The sequence below is a fragment of the Nostoc sp. genome, from assembly GCF_036917535.1.
Classification (GTDB): domain Bacteria; phylum Cyanobacteriota; class Cyanobacteriia; order Cyanobacteriales; family Nostocaceae; genus Nostoc.
This window is the reverse complement of record NZ_JBALDA010000078.1, coordinates 84,511-102,786: the sequence shown is the minus strand read 5'-3', so window position 1 is coordinate 102,786 and position 18,276 is coordinate 84,511. Positions and strand designations below refer to the sequence as shown.

The 18,276-nt window shown below is 42.7% G+C and carries 21 protein-coding genes; 9 read left to right on the top strand and 12 right to left on the bottom strand.

Annotation, left to right across the window (positions count from 1 at the left end; all coding sequences use genetic code 11):
- Positions 1-291: 291 nt before the first annotated feature.
- Complete coding sequence (locus V7K56_RS25000; RefSeq protein WP_334914652.1) at positions 292-1,089, bottom strand: superoxide dismutase; 798 nt, start codon at positions 1,087-1,089, stop codon at positions 292-294.
- Positions 1,090-1,492: 403 nt separating this feature from the next.
- On the opposite strand from V7K56_RS25000, the gene V7K56_RS24995 reads away from it, so the two are divergent.
- From V7K56_RS24995 to V7K56_RS24970, 6 genes are all read left to right on the top strand, one after another.
- Positions 1,493-2,371 (top strand): phosphodiester glycosidase family protein, encoded by an 879-nt coding sequence (locus V7K56_RS24995; protein ID WP_334914650.1) that lies wholly within the window; start codon positions 1,493-1,495, stop codon positions 2,369-2,371.
- Positions 2,372-2,477: 106 nt separating this feature from the next.
- Positions 2,478-2,789, top strand: coding sequence for a threonine dehydratase (locus tag V7K56_RS24990; protein WP_334914648.1), 312 nt, complete (start codon positions 2,478-2,480; stop codon positions 2,787-2,789).
- A 640-nt stretch (positions 2,790-3,429) separates the two neighbouring features.
- On the top strand, positions 3,430-4,479 hold the full coding sequence (locus tag V7K56_RS24985; protein ID WP_334914646.1) for an adenosine deaminase: 1,050 nt from the start codon (positions 3,430-3,432) through the stop codon (positions 4,477-4,479).
- A gap of 342 nt (positions 4,480-4,821) precedes the next feature.
- On the top strand, positions 4,822-5,409 hold the full coding sequence (locus V7K56_RS24980; protein ID WP_334914644.1) for a peroxiredoxin-like family protein: 588 nt from the start codon (positions 4,822-4,824) through the stop codon (positions 5,407-5,409).
- 571 nt (positions 5,410-5,980) lie between these two features.
- Complete coding sequence (gene mutL / locus V7K56_RS24975) at positions 5,981-7,741, top strand: DNA mismatch repair endonuclease MutL (protein WP_334914642.1); 1,761 nt, start codon at positions 5,981-5,983, stop codon at positions 7,739-7,741.
- Positions 7,742-8,101: 360 nt separating this feature from the next.
- Positions 8,102-8,314: a hypothetical protein gene (locus tag V7K56_RS24970; RefSeq protein ID WP_334914640.1), complete on the top strand. Its 213-nt coding sequence runs from the start codon at positions 8,102-8,104 to the stop codon at positions 8,312-8,314.
- 600 nt (positions 8,315-8,914) lie between these two features.
- Here V7K56_RS24970 and cas12k read toward each other — a convergent pair.
- On the bottom strand, positions 8,915-10,483 hold the full coding sequence (cas12k, locus tag V7K56_RS24965) for a type V CRISPR-associated protein Cas12k (RefSeq protein ID WP_334914638.1): 1,569 nt from the start codon (positions 10,481-10,483) through the stop codon (positions 8,915-8,917).
- Positions 10,470-10,757, bottom strand: coding sequence for a hypothetical protein (locus V7K56_RS24960; protein ID WP_334914636.1), 288 nt, complete (start codon positions 10,755-10,757; stop codon positions 10,470-10,472). The genes cas12k and V7K56_RS24960 overlap by 14 nt, the downstream gene beginning before the upstream one ends.
- Before the next feature lie 137 nt (positions 10,758-10,894).
- Here V7K56_RS24960 and V7K56_RS24955 point away from each other — a divergent pair, with 137 nt between their 5' ends.
- The 3 genes from V7K56_RS24955 to V7K56_RS24945 all read left to right on the top strand — a co-directional run bounded on the left by V7K56_RS24955 (position 10,895) and on the right by V7K56_RS24945 (position 11,937).
- Positions 10,895-11,326 carry a MerR family transcriptional regulator gene (locus V7K56_RS24955; protein ID WP_334914634.1) on the top strand — a complete coding sequence of 144 codons (432 nt, stop codon included), beginning with the start codon at positions 10,895-10,897 and terminating at the stop codon, positions 11,324-11,326.
- Between the two features lie 242 nt (positions 11,327-11,568).
- Complete coding sequence (locus V7K56_RS24950) at positions 11,569-11,703, top strand: hypothetical protein (RefSeq protein ID WP_334914631.1); 135 nt, start codon at positions 11,569-11,571, stop codon at positions 11,701-11,703.
- A 105-nt stretch (positions 11,704-11,808) separates the two neighbouring features.
- The gene (locus tag V7K56_RS24945; protein ID WP_334914629.1) at positions 11,809-11,937 is read left to right on the top strand and encodes a hypothetical protein; all 129 of its coding nucleotides are present in this window, start codon (positions 11,809-11,811) and stop codon (positions 11,935-11,937) included.
- A 147-nt stretch (positions 11,938-12,084) separates the two neighbouring features.
- Here the strand turns inward: V7K56_RS24945 and V7K56_RS24940 are convergent, their stop codons facing one another.
- The 9 genes from V7K56_RS24940 to V7K56_RS24900 form a co-directional block, all read right to left on the bottom strand.
- Entirely contained in the window at positions 12,085-12,594 is a 510-nt protein-coding gene (locus tag V7K56_RS24940; RefSeq protein WP_334914627.1) for a plastocyanin/azurin family copper-binding protein, read from the bottom strand.
- A 100-nt stretch (positions 12,595-12,694) separates the two neighbouring features.
- Complete coding sequence (locus V7K56_RS24935; RefSeq protein ID WP_334914625.1) at positions 12,695-12,886, bottom strand: DsbA family protein; 192 nt, start codon at positions 12,884-12,886, stop codon at positions 12,695-12,697.
- 405 nt (positions 12,887-13,291) lie between these two features.
- Positions 13,292-13,918, bottom strand: a complete 627-nt coding sequence (locus V7K56_RS24930) for a response regulator transcription factor (RefSeq protein ID WP_334914623.1) — start codon at positions 13,916-13,918, stop codon at positions 13,292-13,294.
- Between the two features lie 159 nt (positions 13,919-14,077).
- Positions 14,078-15,001, bottom strand: a complete 924-nt coding sequence (locus tag V7K56_RS24925) for an NADP-dependent oxidoreductase (protein WP_334914621.1) — start codon at positions 14,999-15,001, stop codon at positions 14,078-14,080.
- Positions 15,002-15,052: 51 nt separating this feature from the next.
- Positions 15,053-15,271, bottom strand: a complete 219-nt coding sequence (locus V7K56_RS24920; RefSeq protein ID WP_334914619.1) for a hypothetical protein — start codon at positions 15,269-15,271, stop codon at positions 15,053-15,055.
- Positions 15,272-15,367: 96 nt separating this feature from the next.
- Positions 15,368-15,721 carry a hypothetical protein gene (locus V7K56_RS24915; protein WP_334914617.1) on the bottom strand — a complete coding sequence of 118 codons (354 nt, stop codon included), beginning with the start codon at positions 15,719-15,721 and terminating at the stop codon, positions 15,368-15,370.
- A gap of 178 nt (positions 15,722-15,899) precedes the next feature.
- On the bottom strand, positions 15,900-16,265 hold the full coding sequence (locus tag V7K56_RS24910; RefSeq protein ID WP_334914615.1) for an antibiotic biosynthesis monooxygenase family protein: 366 nt from the start codon (positions 16,263-16,265) through the stop codon (positions 15,900-15,902).
- A 134-nt stretch (positions 16,266-16,399) separates the two neighbouring features.
- Positions 16,400-17,704, bottom strand: coding sequence for an alpha/beta hydrolase family protein (locus V7K56_RS24905; RefSeq protein ID WP_334914613.1), 1,305 nt, complete (start codon positions 17,702-17,704; stop codon positions 16,400-16,402).
- A 157-nt stretch (positions 17,705-17,861) separates the two neighbouring features.
- Positions 17,862-18,188 carry an antibiotic biosynthesis monooxygenase family protein gene (locus tag V7K56_RS24900; RefSeq protein ID WP_334914611.1) on the bottom strand — a complete coding sequence of 109 codons (327 nt, stop codon included), beginning with the start codon at positions 18,186-18,188 and terminating at the stop codon, positions 17,862-17,864.
- Positions 18,189-18,276 lie beyond the last annotated feature (88 nt).

Here is an 18,276-nt window from a genome sequence, read left to right as displayed (position 1 = left end):
GTTCAATTTTAGGGCGTTGCTGAATCAAAATGTGAATCAGGCGATCGCTGCAATCAGACGAATACTGGACATGATGAGTCGTAGTGAACCATACTTGAGTAATGTATTACCAATTGAATAGAAAGTTTAAGCTTGTTACCCATGAACCGGATGTAGCCGAGCAAACTAACCGAATTATTCATGTTAAAGATGGTTTAGCTGAAGGGGTAACAAAAAAAGTTACAAACTAGACTGTGTGCATAGCAAAACCTGATGAAAATCGGATAGTTTACCAGCCCTTTAGCGTAGCGTTCAGTTCGGGGAGCGTCCCGTAGAGAAGGAAAGGTATCGCCTGTTAATCTGCGGCCAATTCACCACATTCCACCAATTATCCAAATACTCAGCTCGACGGTTGCGATATTTTAGGTAATAAGCATGTTCCCACAGATCGTTACCCATAATCGGATATGAACCCTCCATAATTGGGTTATCCTGATTTGCTGTGGTAACAATCTGGAGTTGCTTTTGAGGATTGCGTACTAGCCAAACCCAACCACTACCAAAACGAGCTGCACCCGCTGCGTTAAACTGTTTTTTAAAGGCATCAAAACTGCCAAAAGTTTGGTTAATTTCTTGAGCGATCGCTCCTGATGGTTGTCCTCCACCTTGGGGACTCATCAGTTGCCAAAAAATCGTGTGGTTGAGATGACCACCAGCGTTATTACGTACCTTTGTCCGAATATCTTCAGGTATGCTGTTCAAATTCACTAGTAAACCTTCAACACTTCTTTTTTGCAAATCTGAATACTGCTTCAATGCATCATTTAAGTTCTTGACGTAGCTAGCATGATGTGCATCATGATGCAATTTCATCGTTTCAGCATCAATCGCTTTTGCTAGTGCCCCATAAGCATAAGGCAATGGTGCTAGTTGTGCGGGAGAAGCACTTAATGACCTATTAGGATAAGCTACAGTGGCAAACGGTCTAGCAGGTGTTGATGTAGAAGTTTGTGCCTCAGCTATTGGTACTACTTCATGAGAAATTAGCACAGTTGTCAACACAATTGTTGTGAACAAAAAAACTATTGTTTTTCGCCAAAATCTGATCATAAATTGTAGCCTCAAAATCAATATTATTGGCTTATAACCCGATTATAGACTGTTATTTTGCAGTCCAATTTAGCCAAATACTATATATATTACCTTAGTTGTTAGTTAATTCGAGCAAAATATAGATATAGCTGAAGTTTTATTTTTTTAATCTATAATTCAAACCTTGTAACTAATAAATCTCTTGGACTAAAATTAATAATTATTAATACAAATCTTAATTTTATTGTGTTATTGGAGTCTCATTCGCCTGTGTAAACATCTTATTTACACCATAATAGCTAGATTTTATCTACCTTTTAGCTGGACTATGCTACTACAACTTTTCTATTATTCAGCTTAAAATATTTTAATTAAATTAACTAAATCAGCTTTTTTAATCTAACTGCAAGTGAGTTTAAAAGTGAGAAAAATCAAACTACTGGCTTTGATATTAATTAGTTTGGCAATAGTATTGTGGTTTAATTTGCGTTTTTCAACACCGTCAATACCCACTATTGCGGCTTCACCACCAAAAACTATCCGCTACTTTGATCGCACTTTGCCCCAAGGCATCGCTCACATCCTGTTGATTCCAGTTAATAGCAAATTTTTGGTGACTCCTGCGTTATCACAGAAGGTAGCCACTGTAGAGGAATTTGCCCAAAAGCATCAAGCCGTGGCTATTTTGAATGCAGGCTTTTTTGACCCAGTCAACCAAAAAACTACATCTTATGTTGTCCAACAAGGAAAGTTGATAGCCGATCCCAAGGAAAACGAGCGGCTGGTGAACAATCCCAACTTAAAATCTTATTTGGGTCAAATATTCAATCGCACAGAATTCCGTCGCTACTTATGCAGGCAAACTATTCGCTATTCCATTGCCCTACACAGTCAGTCATCACCAGCAGGTTGTCAGTTAGTTGATGCTGTAGGTGCTGGCCCACGCCTATTACCAGAACTCACCTTAGAAAAAGAGGGCTTTGTAGACAATGCCAATAAACGAGATGCCCTTGGCAGCAACCAACCCAATGCCAGAACTGCCGTAGGTATCACCCATGATGGTAGCGTTATCTTAGTTATGGTGGCTCAAAAACCCTTGGTTCCCGCAAACTCTGGAATATCTTTGCCAGCACTTGCTGATTTGATGAAAACTCTTGGTGCCAATCGAGCAATGAATCTGGATGGAGGAAGTTCGTCTTCGCTTTATTACAATGGGAAAACCTTTTACGGGAAGGTTGATTTGGAGGGAAATTCTATCAAGCGTCCTGTGAAGTCGGTTTTGCTGGTTCAAGAAAAGTAGGGGTTGTGGAAATTATACCTACCCACTGGTAGATTTTTGCCATAGCAGCAATCCCCGAATCCGAATTGAGTCACAATGATAATAGGCAATCATTGAAAGTGCTGTTATGCTTCGTCTAACTCAATTTATTCGGAACTTGTTCCTTCGTTTTGAAGGCTTGTTTGGTGTTTTATTCCAAAGTATTTCTAATTTTTTCGGAAATTTATTTGGTTTTTTTGGCAAGCTTTTCGGATTCAGTGAGTCTGGTTATTTCTTGGAATCTGATCGGGTGCAAAACATAAAGCAAGCTTCAGCTAAACAGCCAATTGAAACGAATCGGGATAACACTGCTAAAATTCCTGCCACTAACCGCCGTCGTTTTAATGCCAAACTTGACGACTACTACCTCAACATGGCTCGTGATATGAAAAAGAACTGAAAAAAAGCCATCAAGTAGAGGGTAAGTTTAGCAATAAGCTGTTCCACCTTTAACTTGCATAATTAGGGCGGGCAAAACTTTGGCATGAGGGCTACTTCAATAACACTCAGTACAAGTCAACCGAACGCTGTCCACCTTACAATATTTTAATTAAATTTAGATATGCAAATTATATCAGGAACACTTTACCAATAACTAAATGGCGTTTTGCATTTTCAGAAAAATTATCTAGCCGCAATTAAGGAATTTGTATGTGGGTAGGCGAGCATTTACAGCAGACATTACACTTTTAACAAAAATTTTGTCCAGTTTGAGGCTGGACAATAGCTAGAAATATTTTTGAGCTTGAATATTTACTTGGTTTTTAACTTACCAAATCAACTTTGACTTTTGACTTTTGACTTCCGCCTTGCGGCACTAGTGTAGAAGGTAGGAGGCAGAAATTTATTTGTTGCTCTCAACCCTATCTAATTCCAAGCCACCAAATCGTTCACGCAGTTTACAGGTCAGAGTATTTATTGAAATCCAGATGAAGGGAAACCTCTGCTCCAAAGAAGTTGGAGCTAAGTTTTTTTGATCGAAGATTTTTCTCTCGATGTTTTTGTTACAATCATTAAAATTTTTACCTAAAAATACCACTATGGCTTTATACGCTGAATTACATAGACATCTAGGCGGCTCGGTCGTACCACGAGTTTTATGGCGATATTTCGAGCGACATTCTACGGAGTTAATTTCCCGCTTTGCTGACTATTCAGATTTTGAAGATTTTTATACCCGCCCACGTAACACCCTAGACGAGTATCTAGAATTACATACCCTGGTAGAAAGCGTGCAAACTGTGGAGACTTTGCCTTACTTTATCTATCGCTTGGTGCGGGGTGCTTACATATTTGAAAATTTGGCTTATCTGGAACTGCGCTACACTCCTTATTTGCGGACACCTGAGCATCTGAGTCAATCCGAAAGAATTGACAAGATGGCAGAAATTGTGCGAGTCGTAGGACTTGCCAGCCACCAGCCAGAATATCCGATTGTTACTAGCCAAATTCTCTGTATGCATACGCGCCTACCTTATGAAGTGAACAAGGCGATTGTTGATTTGGCGGCGCAAAATAAACAGTATGTCTGTGCAGTAGATGTAGCCGGAGGTGATAGTTATTACGCCGATCGCTTAGAAGAATGGATTAGCTTATATGATTATGCGCGATCGCTAGGCGTTAACACCACCGGACATCTATATGAAACCACTGCTGGTTGTTACCCAGAACTTTTACCATATTTGATGCGGATTGGTCACGGCATTCAAATTCCCCTACTATATCCAGAGCTACTTAATGATGTGGCTAGACGCGGACAATGTTTGGAGGTTTGTCCGACAACTTATCTAAAAACTGGAACTTTACAGGATATACGCCAACTCAAATTAGTTTTTGACCGTTGTCTTGATGCTGGGGTTGATATCGCTATCTGTACTGATAATGCCGGATTGCACAATGTGCGTCTACCGTTTGAGTATGAGAATCTCTTGACTTACAACATTATTAGTTTTGAACAACTACAAGCTTGTCAAGATGCAGCTTTCCGTCATGCTTTTGCTTGGCCCTACAGTCAACCTCCTGCATCACTATTGAACGGTTTGCTCAAACCTGAACCAGCTAAAATTTTGTCCATGAGAGATACTAATTAACGAATCGCCTAAAGATATTCATAAAGTCAGGTGATTTTATGTTAATTAATGTTGCAATTACTCACTTTTTCTGATGCCATAGAAGAAGTTGTAATGCATAATAAATATCTTGCAAAATTAATGTTTTAAAAATCAAACCACAGATGGACACAGATAATTTATCAGTGTGTATTTGTGGTTTGTTCTTTGTTGAGAAACTATTATTGCTATAATATCAGGCTCGGATAATTAATTTTTTGTAATGCAAATCCAAGGGTTTACTTTCTTTATTTCAGTAAATTCACTGCAACAGTATTTCTCTAGAAAGGTACATAAAAGTATAAGTTAACTTTCAGGAAAATTATGATGAATTTTACAGAATCTCTCAAAAATGAGCTAATTTATTCAGGTATAATTGACCAAACTTTAAAGGTAGGAGATATTATTTCTAATTTCATTCTACCTAATGCTTTGAGTCAACCAGTAGAATTACAAAATCTACTATTTAATGGCCCTGTAGTTATTTCCTTTTTTCGGGGTTATTGGTGTCCTTTCTGTAACTTAGAACTAGCAGGACTCCAGCAAGCATTACCTGCAATTAAAACATTAGGAGCATCAATAATAGCTATTTCACCTCAAAATAATCGTCATACTATATCAACTGTAGAAAAACATGAGCTAACTTATGAAGTATTGAGCGATCGCAGTAACATGATTGCTCGTCAATTTGGGATTGTGTTTCAAATTCCGGAGTATCTAAGACCTATATTAGAAGAAAAGGGTCATGTATTACCTAGATACAATGGAGATGAGTCTTTTGAACTACCTATTCCAGCTACATTTGTAGTCGATCGAGACGGAAAAATCGTTTATGCTTTTGTTGATGCAGATTATACTAAACGGTTAGACCCAATTGAAATAGTCAGTATTCTAAGAAATATTCCTATATAGGACTTACGCACTGTAAAAAATAACTATCTTGTGTATCAACGTAAATAGGTTGTTTCAGGCTTTGGTCAATCACCTTTGATTGAGTGCAATCACTAAAATATCATTGAAAAATTTAGCTATAAGCCTTGAAAACTATACCTGTTATTTTGGCTTTTCTGTCAATGCGTAAGTCCTACTATAGTTAGCAAAAGCTAAAGTATCATCAGCAATATCTAAAAAAGCATGGACGAGCATTTTACAGGATAGGCTAATCTTTCGTCGGTTCAGCAGGATGTTCAAAGCCAAATGCTGTAAATCCACTTACTTGCTATACATATTAGGGAACTTTGCTTGAAGTTTAGCCAGTTTCGGTAAATCATTCACTACCTACATAGTGATCGCTTACTATAGCGCATAGACTTATTTCTTCCCATCTGCTCTCTCATAAGTTATTTGTAAAAAAGGTGACAGTTATTTATTTAACTTACTTACACGGAAAAACTTAGCGTAGGTATCAGTTTCAATTGCCAAATCAAGCGAACATGATATAAGTCATATATAGCGTGCCCCCAGAAGCTATAAACTATAATTTATGGCATCTACTATTCAAGCTCTACCAACAGAAGTTGTATATCTCATAACAGCTGGAGAGGTTATCGACTCTTTAGCCTCTGTGGTGCGGGAATTGGTAGAAAATTCCCTAGACGCAGGTGCAACGCGAATTGTGGTTTCTCTGTGGCCGCAGCAATGGCGAATTCGTGTGGCAGATAATGGTTGTGGAATGAACCTAGATGATTTGCAACAAGCAGCCACAGCCCACAGCACTAGTAAAATTCGCTCTAGTGCCGATTTGTGGAAAATTAACAGTTTGGGGTTTCGTGGTGAGGCGTTGCACAGTTTGACGACTCTGGCAAATTTGGAAATTTTGAGTCGTCCTCTGGGTGGAAAATTAGGATGGGGGATAATTTATGGCGATGGCGGCAAAGTTGTACAAGTTGAAGCAACTGCGATCGCACCTGGTACAGTAGTTACAGTTTCTCATCTTTTCGATAATTGCTCATCTCGTCGTCAGGGACTACCCACAACAGCACAGCAAATGAAAGCCGTGCAAGCCACAATTCACCAAATTGCCCTCTGTCATCCCCACGTCACCTGGCAGATTTGGCAAAATGACCGTCAATGGTTTACCATCTGTCCTGTTACCACAACTAGGCAGTTGCTACCGCAAATTTTACCGCAAGTGCGACAAGGTGACTTGCAAGAAGTGAAACTCGAAATACCCAACCCACTAAACTTAGAAGACAGAACTCCTAACTCCTGTAGAGACGCGATTAATCGCGTCTCTACTCCTAACTCAGCACTAAATTTAGTGGTAGGATTACCTGATCGCTGTCATCGTCATCGTCCAGATTGGGTACGTGTAGCCATTAACGGCAGGATGGTTAAGACACCGGAACTAGAGCAAACGATATTATCAGCATTTCACAGAACATTACCACGCGATCGCTATCCAATTTGTTTCTTACATCTTGCCATTTCCCCTGATCAAATTAACTGGAATCGCAATCCAGCAAAAACAGAAATTTATCTCAACGAAATAATTTATTGGCAAGAACAAATTACCCAAGCAATTAACCAAGCACTCAGCATCTCTTCTAACAATCTCAAAGAAGCTGTTCACACAACACGAGTTAGTAAATTAATCAAAGCCGCAGAAGCCAAAGGCGGTTACAATTTTAATCCTCAAAATCCCAACGAAAATCACAAAAATCTTAACCCTTGTACAGACGCGATTAATCGCGTCTCAACTCCTAACTCTTTAAAAGCTGTCGCTCAAGTTAGCAATACTTATATTGTGGCGGAACATTCAAGTGGTATGTGGTTAGTAGAACAGCACATTGCCCATGAGCGAGTTTTGTATGAGCAATTATGCGATGATTGGCAACTTGTACCCGTCGAACCGTCAATAATTCTTTATCAATTATCGCCAGCGCAAGTATCGCAACTGCAACGCATCGGTTTAGAAATAGAACCCTTTGGTGAACAACTTTGGGCAGTCCGTAATATCCCCGCACCTTTGCAGAAGCGAGACGACTGTGCAGAAGCAATTTTAGAACTTAGTTGGGGAGGTGATTTACAAACAGCCCAAGTAGCTGTCGCCTGTCGCAGTGCCATTCGTAACGGTACACCGATGAATCAACAAGAAATGCAGACACTTTTAGATAATTGGCAACGTACTCGCAACCCCCGTACCTGTCCTCACGGACGCCCAATTTATCTATCTTTAGAAGAATCAGCTTTAGCTCGGTTTTTCCGGCGTCATTGGGTAATTGGTAAAAGTCATGGAATTTGATGTTTTCTGCAATACATGACAACCGACAACTTCCTGTACATTAACTAATTATTTGTCACTGTTAACAGATTATTGTCATTTTTAACAAATTAATGTCCATTAAGCATTCTGGATCAGCCATATTAAAGATGAACTGCTGTGGTCACAATACCAGTTTAACAATGCATGACTTATTAACTAAGGATGTCGGCGCAAATAAACTGACAAGTTTTTGTCCCATTAGTCCAAGAATTCCATGACTTTTACCAATCTTTCAACCCACCTATTTTTAAGAGAAGTTTGTAAAACTCTCCGCAAAAAAATTGTCAATTTTCAAAGTTTTTTTTCAGCCCTTCTCTAGTTAGGAATACTTTTGAAACATTGTACCTGAAAGAATCTATTTTCGTTTCAACACCCCTCTCAGCTAGAGGCGGGTTGAAACGGCTTGGCTATTCAACCAAAGCCAACGCCAAGAGAACTTTTAACCCGCTTTTAGCTGGGAGGGGTGTTGAAACTCATCGCCACGTTGTTGATGCTGTAGGTAATCTTAAAGCTTTCAACCCGCCTCTAGCTGGGAGAGGTGTTGAAACCTAAATTGTTTTCGCTGTTTACATCCTGAGAGTATTTCTTTCAACCCGCCTCTAGCTGGGAGGGGTGTTGAAACCGAGCATCGTACCTACTACTGTGGACAATTCAACTTTCAACCCGCCTCTAGCTGGGAGGGGTGTTGAAACTCTGCGCTCCAAACCTTTGATTTGCCAACAGTTCTGAATGCATTTTTGGCAAGTCTCCCAAAATCACCTATCAGTCAATACTTAAAAAAGTAAATCAATTGACACAGTAAAGGCTATAAACCTTATCTAAATAAGCGATTTAGACTTTTGGCAGATCCCCAGGGAAATTGACCCCACTTCGATTCGCCAAAAAATAATTAAGGTGGGTTCCTCCTTGATCGGAGGTGATTCAGTAGCCACCACTGCGGTAAACCCGCACCTCTATTACTGGGGGCGCACCTTATTCCTGTCCACAAGGGACAGCAGCATCAAGGTGGGTAGCTACTAGGGTCAGAAAGCAAGACTGTTTAACAGCAGTCAAACTAACCCAAATTTACACAGCACAGAGGCTTGTAACAAGCATGAACTGCGGCGCTATTGAGTATTCTTATTCTATTGTCAAGGTTCGGTGTTTTGTCAATCAGTTTATTTTGCGGGAATAGTAAGCGGAGATCGCTAATTCTTTCGCTTTCTCTTGTGGACTACCTCGAATTGGCTGTTTTGACTCCTCTATCACAATTCCAGCTTTAACAGCTGACGAGTGAATATTTGCCATCAATCTGCCGTAACTCCATTGATGAACGCTAACTCGGTACTGTTTGGCATACTTTTGTTGAATTTCTATTAAGTCTGATTTTTGTTCAGCTTTGGCTTGAATCTCACTCTGAACTTGCTCTCGCATATTGTCCAATTTTGCTAGAACAATACTTCCAGCAGAGTATGTTTGGGCGATCGCAATAATCTCTTTGGCGAGTAATCTGTCAATATACTTCCCTAACTCCGATTCTCCAAACTGATTTGGTGCAGCAAGCGTTTGAGCTATTTGGCGTTGGTGGGATAAAAAATGCTTTTGCTGTCGCTGTCGATTTAGCAGTTTGTAATTATCACCCAGTAGTTGTCTGATGCTGCGATAGGTAAGGACTTGACCTGTAGTGCCGTTTACTACTGCTAGCGTTGCAGGCTTTTCTAAGCCGAGGCTAACACCAACAAGAATATGAGATTGTCCTTTATATAAAGGTTTCGTGGGGCGAGGAAAAGGGTTAATAATTCTGTCTAAGGTGGAGTTTTTCCGTTTTATGTGATCTTGCTGTTTTTTATTAAGGTCGCCTTTGGCTTTTGTATTAGTAATACTTTTAGCGATTTCTTCAGCTTTCTCTTCCCTTACTTGATTGGTTCCTTCAGTAGTCCATAGGCGGGTATCTACAGAACAGTAGAGGGTTAAGCGATTAACACTCCAAGGATCGCCTTTGCCTTGCTCTTCTTGCCAAGCAATACGCCCAATACGCAGGGTGAATAGGCTACTGGAGTGTTGATGTTTGCTATTTTTCTTAATTTGTTGATTTTCTAGGAAGCGTTGAAACCAGTGAAGTTGGCGAGAATCACAATACACTTGAAAACTATGCTTACTCAAACATTTGAATTTTACACAGATGCGCCCAAACTGGTTTTTAAACCAAGTCATGTCTTCGCTGGTTTCGTAAGCTACCGGGAAAGGTACTTTGCTAGATTGTCTTAAAAGGCTGTCTTGCCAAAATTTTGCCTCAGCTTCATTTGTTGGAACGTTATGAGTGGCAACAACAATAGTTTCTAACCATTTGGTATCGGTTAAATCTCGACCTTTGGGAATTCTTGTTTCTAGTTGTTCTCTAAGGCGTTCAATCTGAATTTCAAGTTTACGACGGCGTTGAGCAAATTTTTGAGCGTCTTCCTCTTTATTGTTTATTTTGCAACCATTTTTGAGCAAATAGCTGATGGCACAACGAGTTAAGTTATCTTCTGTCTTGCGATAAGACTCAAATAAGTTCTTTGATAAACTGTTGCTATCTGAATTTTGAGCTTTTTTGCGCTTTTTAGCTTTTTTTAGATTCGTTGATTGAGTTTCAGCAGTATTAAGGGGAGCAAATTCAGCCAAAACTTCAGCAGCTTTAGTGCGAAGACTATCTAAGCTGACACCACTACTTTCTACCAATTCAACATCACTTTTGAGCATTTCCAACCAGCGAATTTTGCCTTCTAGTTGGTACTGCGTGCGATCGCTTCATCAGGGCAAACCATGATTTATATATGTAGTTCACCAATGCGATCGCACTCGTATAAAACCGTCCAGGCTGACCAATAAAGCGAGGGTCAGTTTTCAAAGGTTCGCAGAGTTGTTTCACAACACTAGTGGGGTGTTTGCCCTTTTGCCGCCAAGTTTCAAACTCTGGGTGTTGATTTACCTGACGTAGTAGTTCATTAATCAGTGGCGTATTAAGCTCTGCCATCAACTTCCATAGTTGGTGGCGTGATGACTCTGAGGCTACAAGGTGACACTGAATAGTGATTAGACTCATTGCTTTAAAACAATATTGTCTAATACTAACATAATTGTGTTAAACAAGTCTTCTGTAAAATAAATTGTATGCAGGAGACATTTTTTACAAGCAAGGAAGCTGCTGAAATCACAGGCTGTACCCTCCGTCAGCTACAGTATTGGCGAGAAAGGGGGGTAATTGTTCCTGTCATCAGTGAGACTGGAACTGGACGTAGTATTTATTACTCAAAATCAAACTTGCTAGAATTGGCTGCAATGTCATATTGGTTATCTGTGGGGTTAAGTTTTGACATAGCCAGCACCACGCTCAGAAAGCTGAAAGACCAAGAGCCAGAGCTATTTATTTCAGGTAAAGGCAAGCGGTTTATGTTATTGCCGGAAGTACAGAAGCGATCGCTTGAGCTTGTGGAGTATGACAGAAAAAAGGCGATCGGATCTTTGGATGAAGGTAAGCCTGTGATTCCAGTGTGGTTAGACGTGATTTATCAGCAGTTACATCAAAAGTTGGATAAAAATTAAGCCTCTTATTACAAAGCAGACACCACTGTACTTTAAACTGTTACAACTATTGGGATGCGATCGCCTTCTGTACTGGCAACATGAATCACACGACACACAACACTATTGTTAACTTCATCTGGAATATTGCTGATGATGTATTATAAGTTAGCGTCAAGCTAACAATAACACTTGGACTTTTAAGCTTGTATTTAATAGTGGCCAAAACAAGAGAACAGAGTCTTTCAGATGTAGCATACAAAATGAAACAATTACAAGCCAAAAGAGAAGAAATTAACCAAGAAATCGTCAGTATTCAGAAGAGTGATGTAGCTCAAAATGGTTGTTGGATTATTCGTTGCCGGGCTAAAGGTAAGGGCGGAGCTTATTGGTATTAAAAGTGGCAATTATCCGAAGCCATCTTTGTTACCAAAAATGGCTTCAAGAGTTGCCATCAATATATTGGTAAAGCAGGTAGTCCAGCTTTCTTGAAGGCAGTTGAGATGATGAAAAATCGCACAAAAATCGAAGGCTTAAACCAGGTGCTTCATACACTGGAGCTAGGATTAAATGACCTAGTTGAAGAAGCTACAAGATATCAAAAATCTGATGATAATGGCGTTGTTGCATGAATAGAGAGAATGATAAATTATACTCATTACGTGTTCCCTCTCCAGTCTCAATCCGACAATGAAGAAAAAAACTAGCTACAAAGTTCGTCAAAAATGAGCCAATCCTGAATCCCTTGCGGTTCCAGAACGGTTTCAGCAAACTGAAGTTCATCTTTCAACAATGACCTGACCAATCATCCCTTCACTTTGATGAGGTGTACAGGCGTATGTATACTTACCCTCAGGCACGTTAAAAATTTTCGTGAACGTCCCTGTTGGCTCTTTAATCACGTTCTTATGGGAGAGATAACTAAACAACTCGGGATCTATTGCCTTCGGGTCTTCTTCAGTATCGTTATAGGTGTCGAAGGCAACCTTATCAAAGACCACGTTACAAGCAGAATCGGCAGAGAGGTTGTTGACCCACTTAATTGTGTCTCCTGCCTTAATGGTGACAGTAGAGGGTTCAAAGACCAGTTTTCCCCGCGCAGAGCCGATCTGAACCTCCGTAGTGGCAGCCTGAGCAGTACCAGGTAATAGGCTCAGCACAGACAAAATCAACGCTACGATCAGGGAAAGTGCTTTGACTTTACGCATTGGTCGGATTAGAGTTGTCGAAATCCAAGCAGGCAGGTGTGGCAATGTACGGTCTTTGAAGTGATTCATTTTACTTGTCATTACAATCTCCTTCAGGAATAGATAGAGGTATGTTAGTGGTCTCCAAGTTAATTAGTTGTGCTGTGTCTAATAGTGCGTTTCTGTCATCTACTGACATGTGTTAGGTTGCCTGTGAAATGGAGGCTTTGATCGCTCGCTGTAAAGCTTCAAAGCTCCAGTGAGCATCATAGCGATCGCCGTTGATAAAGAAAGTGGGGGTATCCGCAACACCACTCTCGACGCCGCTGTGAAAATCAGCTTGCACACGATTCGTGTAAACATGCTCCGAGAAATTCCACAGGAACTGAGGCATGTTGAGACCAACATGATTGGCGTACTCCACCAGTGAACCATCGTCTAAAGTCAGAGAAGGCAGAAGGTTCAATTACAGGGGGATTCTGACCCAAGCGTAATTTTAGACCACCAAATCGTCGATTTGGTGGGGGTCTTGAACCCAGTTTGGGCAAGGCAAAAAGGCTTACTTCAAAACTCATAAATCCCTTCTACCTCCTGCCTTCTGCCTTCTGCCTTGCCCGAAGGGCAGATAACTGACAATATAGTAGGAAGATCACAATTTTTTTGCACCTATCGATTTCTAGGTTTTTCAATTGAACAATCAGGTATGATTAAATGACTTAAAGTTGTAAGCATATGTCTAACTTTCGATCAGGTGCCAAGCTAACTTTGTGAATCAGCCCTGATCAAACTTGCTTTCCAATCAAATGCTAATAATGCCGCGCTTGAGGGCAGTGACGACTGCTTGCGTCCGATCATCTGCTTGCAACTTACTGAGAATTTGATTCAGATGCGATTTGACTGTGCCTTCGCAAATATTTAATGCTGCGGCGATCGCTCGGTTATTTCTGCCTCTAGCAACTAGGCGAAGTACATCACATTCGCGCTCACTGAGAGTCGAATACTCTATCCGGTCTGCTAGTTTGGCTCCTACCCCAATAGGAATATATTTTTTTCCTTCATGCACTTGCCGAATCGCTTCTAGAAGCTCGTTGCAGCTTGTATCTTTTTTGAGTAAGTAACCTTTTGCCCCAGCACGTAGCCCTCGATAAATATCTTCATCGCCGTCATAGGCTGTTAAAATGATGACTTTGGCATTGGGAAACTCTTGACGAATCATGGTGATTGCCTCAACCCCACTGAGTCCGGTCATTCGCAAATCCATCAAAGTAACATCAGGTTGCAACGCGCGAAAGCATTCGACTGCCTCAATCCCATTGCAAGCTTCTGCAATGGCTTTCATGCCCGATTCATACTTGAAAAATGCCATTAGGCTACACCGCATCACCGTATGTTCATCGACAATCAGAATTCGGATATTGCTGTCCATAGACGTTACTTCCAGCACAGCTTTGTTGCAAAAATTGACCTAGACACAAAATCCCTCACTTACCTCACCTAATTGTTGGCTCAGGCTACCAATAACCTCAGCCTCGGCAGCCTAACGTGATTGCAGTGTTGTCACGTTAACTTGGTTGGGTACGTCCTTTCAAGCACCAATTTGCAGCACGATTTTGCCCCGGACATGACCGCTTTGGCTCAGTTCTTGAGCTTGACGAGCTTCAGACAAAGGGAAAGTTTGAGCCACAACCGTCTTCACCTGCCTGGAATCGAGTAAGCCAGCAATCTCTTGCAGCAGCGAGGCAGAGATTTCCATACTCACCATCTCGGCACGGACACCTCGTTCTTGAGCTTTTTGAGCATTGGGGGGAGCGGGGGTTGAAACTAGAATGCCACCCGGCTTCAGCACTGAATAAGACTGCACTTGGGTGTCGCCGCCTAACGTATCCAGAACGACATCAACGTTCTCAACCACTTGTTCAAAGGGGGTGGCTCTATAGTCAATCACTTGATCTGCGCCCAGAGATTGAACAAATTCTACATTCGCGGCTGAGGTAGTTCCAATCACATGCGCTCCTTTCCACTTAGCAAACTGGACTGCGAACATGCCAACCCCACCTGATTCATGCTGCATCAGGACAGATTGACCCGGCTGGAGATCCGCATGATCAAACAGCGCTTGATAGGCAGTCATTGCCACCATTGGCACCGATGCCGCTTGTACAAAATCGAGTGTCTTAGGTTTGAGCGCGATCGCATCTTGTGAAGCCGTGGCAAACTCAGCATAAGCTCCCATTTTTAGTTCGCCATACACCGCTTGACCGACTTGGAATGTTTTGACCTCTGTACCAATCGCTTCTACAGTGCCCGCAACATCCATTCCAGGTGTGAACGGCAAAGGCATAGGAAAAACCTCTTTCATATAGCCTGCCCGGATTTTCCAATCGAGCGGATTGACTCCGGCAGCCTGAACTCGAATCAGCACCTCATTAGGCTGGGGTTCAGGGAGTGCGATTGTTTCCAGTGTCAGTACGTCTGATGCTTCATAGTCATGAACGCGAATCGCTTGCATCCTGTTACTCCTGCAAATTTGATAGTTGGGTCGCAAATACTTTTACATTATTTAAAGTGAATCAAAGGTGATCCAATCTTGAACACCTTGTGGTTTCAAAACTGCTTCTGCCTGGTGAATTTCATCGTCTGTTCCCTTAATCACGATCAGATATTCTCCTTGCGCTAACCGCTCCCGGTAGCGCTTTATTTGTTTGTCTGAGATGTTTGTGCCAATCGCACCTCCAAGGATTGCACCTGCCACAGCTCCATGAATCAATTCAAAATTCAAAATTCAAAATTAAATACAGCCACCCACAAGGGTTGGGGTTTCTACCTACCGAGTGAGACAAGGATTTTTTCGCCCACGAGGGGCGAGGTTTTAAACCTAACTTTTTTCATAAAAGGTTCCGGTCGCAAGTCCCATAGAAGCGGCTTCTGCGGCTAAGACAATCGAGCCAACTCCTGGAACTGCCAGGGTTACGAGTTCAGCTCCTAAAACGCCGACAATCCCGCCCCAGCCCCCAGCATCTAAAGCACCATGCTCAATTCGCTCGATTGTGCGGTGACGAGCAAATTGGGCTTCAGACTGTACCCTTGGCTCTGATGGGTTCAGCGTCGCCTCGTTTGAGTCACCGTGCTGGGCAACGACACAGAACGTTGTGCATGGGAAAATTAGCGGCTTTGAGTTGACTGAGGGCTGTCTCGATGTGTTGGCGATCGGGAAATGTCCCAGCTGCATTTTTGTGTTCTATTGCCATCTTGAATCTCCTGAAGGTTGATGATCGCAATTAGCTGCCAAAGATCAGCTTCTTCGTAGTCTTCGTGATGCCGTAGGTATACTCTTGCTTGTCTTTCCACGGTTCAACGTGAACCCTGCCAGTTGCATTCACCCGTACTCGATTACCTGATAATACAGGCTAATCAACACAGACGCGGGACACTGCGACCTTTTGGAAAAGGTGTGGCGATGCTACCGTGCTCGAAGGGTAACGGCTCAACTTGGCTTTGAAATCTGGACTATTGAACGCTTGCGTAAAATCTTCCACCGATTCCCAAACTGCGTAGTTAATAAAAACACAACTCTCACCGATGCCACGATGAAACTGTGTAGAAATGCAGCTGGGTTGCTCTTGCATATAAAGAGCATCCTCTGTCCAAGCCTTCACAAGCGCATCAGCATCTTCGGGAGCAACATTGAATTTGTTGATTAAAACGATGGAACCAACATTTTTGTTCATTTGCATTTGGAGTGTTACTCGCTCATCCATTTCAGTAAATTGCATAGCTTAAATCTCCTTGGTTAATTGAACTTGCTAGCGTGTTGTACGCTAGCAAGTCAGTACATTGGAATAAAATAGCCGTCGTTTGCGTAGTCTGTGTTCACGTTGTGGGGCATCTTCAGTCACTAGGGTGCTGGTTAGTTGCCAAAGATTAGCTTCTTCGTACTCTCTGTGATGCCGTAGGTATACTCCCGCTTGTCTCCCCACGGTTCGACGTGAACCATGCCAGTTGCATCCACCTCAGTATACATAGACTGAGCCTCGATCCCTCGTACGCGATCGCTCAACCAGTCCGTCACCATTGTGTACGCTTCCGGTCCTAGCTGTCCGGCACGGCTAGCGTGCATACCGTGGTCTTCGCCCTCGTAGAAGATCAAAGATTTAGCACCCGTCAGGCTGTTGAGGAAGTCGAAGGTATAGTGGGAATCGCTCAACTGGTCGTCCTCACCCGCAGCGACCAGAAATGGACACTTAATCTGCAAAGCAAGCTTGGAGACATCGAGTTTCTGGGCGATCTGGTCAAGCTCCGCTTCGTCTGTTGCGCCAGTCATGTACATAAACCGTAGTTTGAACGTTGGGCTTGCGGTTTCAAACAGCGAGAAGCCACCAGCTTCAAAGCAGGTCATGGCGACACCGCAGGCGAGAAAACGCGGTTCAGCTGCCGCCAGCGTGGTCGCCCAATAAGAGCCGAAGCTGAGACCATGCACAACGATCTGACTGGAATCGATCTCTGGACGGGCAGCCGCCAAATCGAACGCAGATGAACCCAATTTACCGTAGGTGTCCGGGTCGTACCAGACCTCCCGAATCAGTGCCTCGCCTTGCCCGGGACCATCGATCGCTAAAACAGCGAAGCCTCGCTGTAACCACTTATCCCCGTCCATCGCCACCGATAGCTCTTTCCACCCGTCCATGCCAGAGATGATCACGACACAGGGAACGCGATCGCCCTGCTGGTAAGTCGGTGGCAGGGAGAAAATCGCTGGTACCGATCGATCCTCAAACGGCACGTCAATCTGCTCGATGTGCCTGCCAGCAAGCTGGATGAACTTGGCATAGCAATCCGTCTTCTTCTGGTTCAAATCGAGGTTTAGCGGTGTGTTTGCCTCAATTGCCCACTGTGCGCCGCTATAGAGAATACTCGCGGTAAAGAAGCTCTCCCGTGCTGTAGACTCGTGACCCTGTTTGAGTTCGGCTTCGGCACGCAATTCGCGGCGGCGTGCTGCCTTCATGAACTCGCGTGTCATGTCATTGTAAGTCTTGATGAGCTGTCGCAGTCCAATGAAGTCACCCTGCGAATCGTGTCCACATACAGAGGCCCAAACGCTCAAGCGTCCCTGATCCCACTCCGAACCGAGCAGATTGATAATGGCATCTAATAACCAGCGCTGTTCAGAGAAGCGAGATGCGGGGCGCGTGACATCGAGAGGCATTGTTGGCATAAATTTTGCTCCTATTTTTGAGGATTTTTAAGGCATAGTGCCTTCGACGGTTTCCCAACTGAGCGGCTGCAAACCCAGTTGCGACAAACCTGTAATCGCTGTGGATACTTTCCCAAAACTTAGTTCATAGATTCAGAAGCAGAATGAGCGGCTGCCTTTACAGAGGCATTCGCCAGTCCACTTCGCGCATACTCTTAGACGCAATGACTTCCTGGAAAATGCCAGGATGGTGCTCGACACCCGGAATGCTTTCTTCACCTGGTTTGTAGCTGCCGTGGGTCGCATTCCAGGCATCTGCACTTTCCCAAAGCGCGATGTTGATGTACTGGAAGGTTCCGTCGCCAACACCCGTGTTTTTGTGCAGGTGGGTTTCAATAAAGCCGGGGGTGCTGGAGAAGACTCGCGTGGTCTCGTTCCAGGCTCTCAAAAATTCTTCTTCTTTGTCTGCGGGGACGACAAAGGGATTGATCAAAGCAACTGGCATATTTTAGCTCCGTAAGATTATGGAGGTGTACACGTAAGAAATAAACAGTACTTTATAGTACTATTATGTTATGCGTTTAAGCAGACGA

Coding starts and splice junctions, on each gene's coding strand:
- V7K56_RS25000 (WP_334914652.1), bottom strand. CDS start 1,089: ATGATCAGATTTTGGCGAAAAACAATAGTTTTTTTGTTCACAACAATT.
- V7K56_RS24990 (WP_334914648.1), top strand. CDS start 2,478: ATGCTTCGTCTAACTCAATTTATTCGGAACTTGTTCCTTCGTTTTGAA.
- V7K56_RS24985 (WP_334914646.1), top strand. CDS start 3,430: ATGGCTTTATACGCTGAATTACATAGACATCTAGGCGGCTCGGTCGTA.
- V7K56_RS24980 (WP_334914644.1), top strand. CDS start 4,822: ATGATGAATTTTACAGAATCTCTCAAAAATGAGCTAATTTATTCAGGT.
- mutL (WP_334914642.1), top strand. CDS start 5,981: ATGGCATCTACTATTCAAGCTCTACCAACAGAAGTTGTATATCTCATA.
- cas12k (WP_334914638.1), bottom strand. CDS start 10,483: ATGCTCAAAAGTGATGTTGAATTGGTAGAAAGTAGTGGTGTCAGCTTA.
- V7K56_RS24960 (WP_334914636.1), bottom strand. CDS start 10,757: ATGGCAGAGCTTAATACGCCACTGATTAATGAACTACTACGTCAGGTA.
- V7K56_RS24955 (WP_334914634.1), top strand. CDS start 10,895: ATGCAGGAGACATTTTTTACAAGCAAGGAAGCTGCTGAAATCACAGGC.
- V7K56_RS24950 (WP_334914631.1), top strand. CDS start 11,569: ATGAAACAATTACAAGCCAAAAGAGAAGAAATTAACCAAGAAATCGTC.
- V7K56_RS24945 (WP_334914629.1), top strand. CDS start 11,809: ATGATGAAAAATCGCACAAAAATCGAAGGCTTAAACCAGGTGCTTCAT.
- V7K56_RS24940 (WP_334914627.1), bottom strand. CDS start 12,594: ATGACAAGTAAAATGAATCACTTCAAAGACCGTACATTGCCACACCTG.
- V7K56_RS24935 (WP_334914625.1), bottom strand. CDS start 12,886: ATGCCTCAGTTCCTGTGGAATTTCTCGGAGCATGTTTACACGAATCGT.
- V7K56_RS24930 (WP_334914623.1), bottom strand. CDS start 13,918: ATGGACAGCAATATCCGAATTCTGATTGTCGATGAACATACGGTGATG.
- V7K56_RS24925 (WP_334914621.1), bottom strand. CDS start 15,001: ATGCAAGCGATTCGCGTTCATGACTATGAAGCATCAGACGTACTGACA.
- V7K56_RS24915 (WP_334914617.1), bottom strand. CDS start 15,721: ATGCAGCTGGGACATTTCCCGATCGCCAACACATCGAGACAGCCCTCA.
- V7K56_RS24910 (WP_334914615.1), bottom strand. CDS start 16,265: ATGCAATTTACTGAAATGGATGAGCGAGTAACACTCCAAATGCAAATG.
- V7K56_RS24905 (WP_334914613.1), bottom strand. CDS start 17,704: ATGCCAACAATGCCTCTCGATGTCACGCGCCCCGCATCTCGCTTCTCT.
- V7K56_RS24900 (WP_334914611.1), bottom strand. CDS start 18,188: ATGCCAGTTGCTTTGATCAATCCCTTTGTCGTCCCCGCAGACAAAGAA.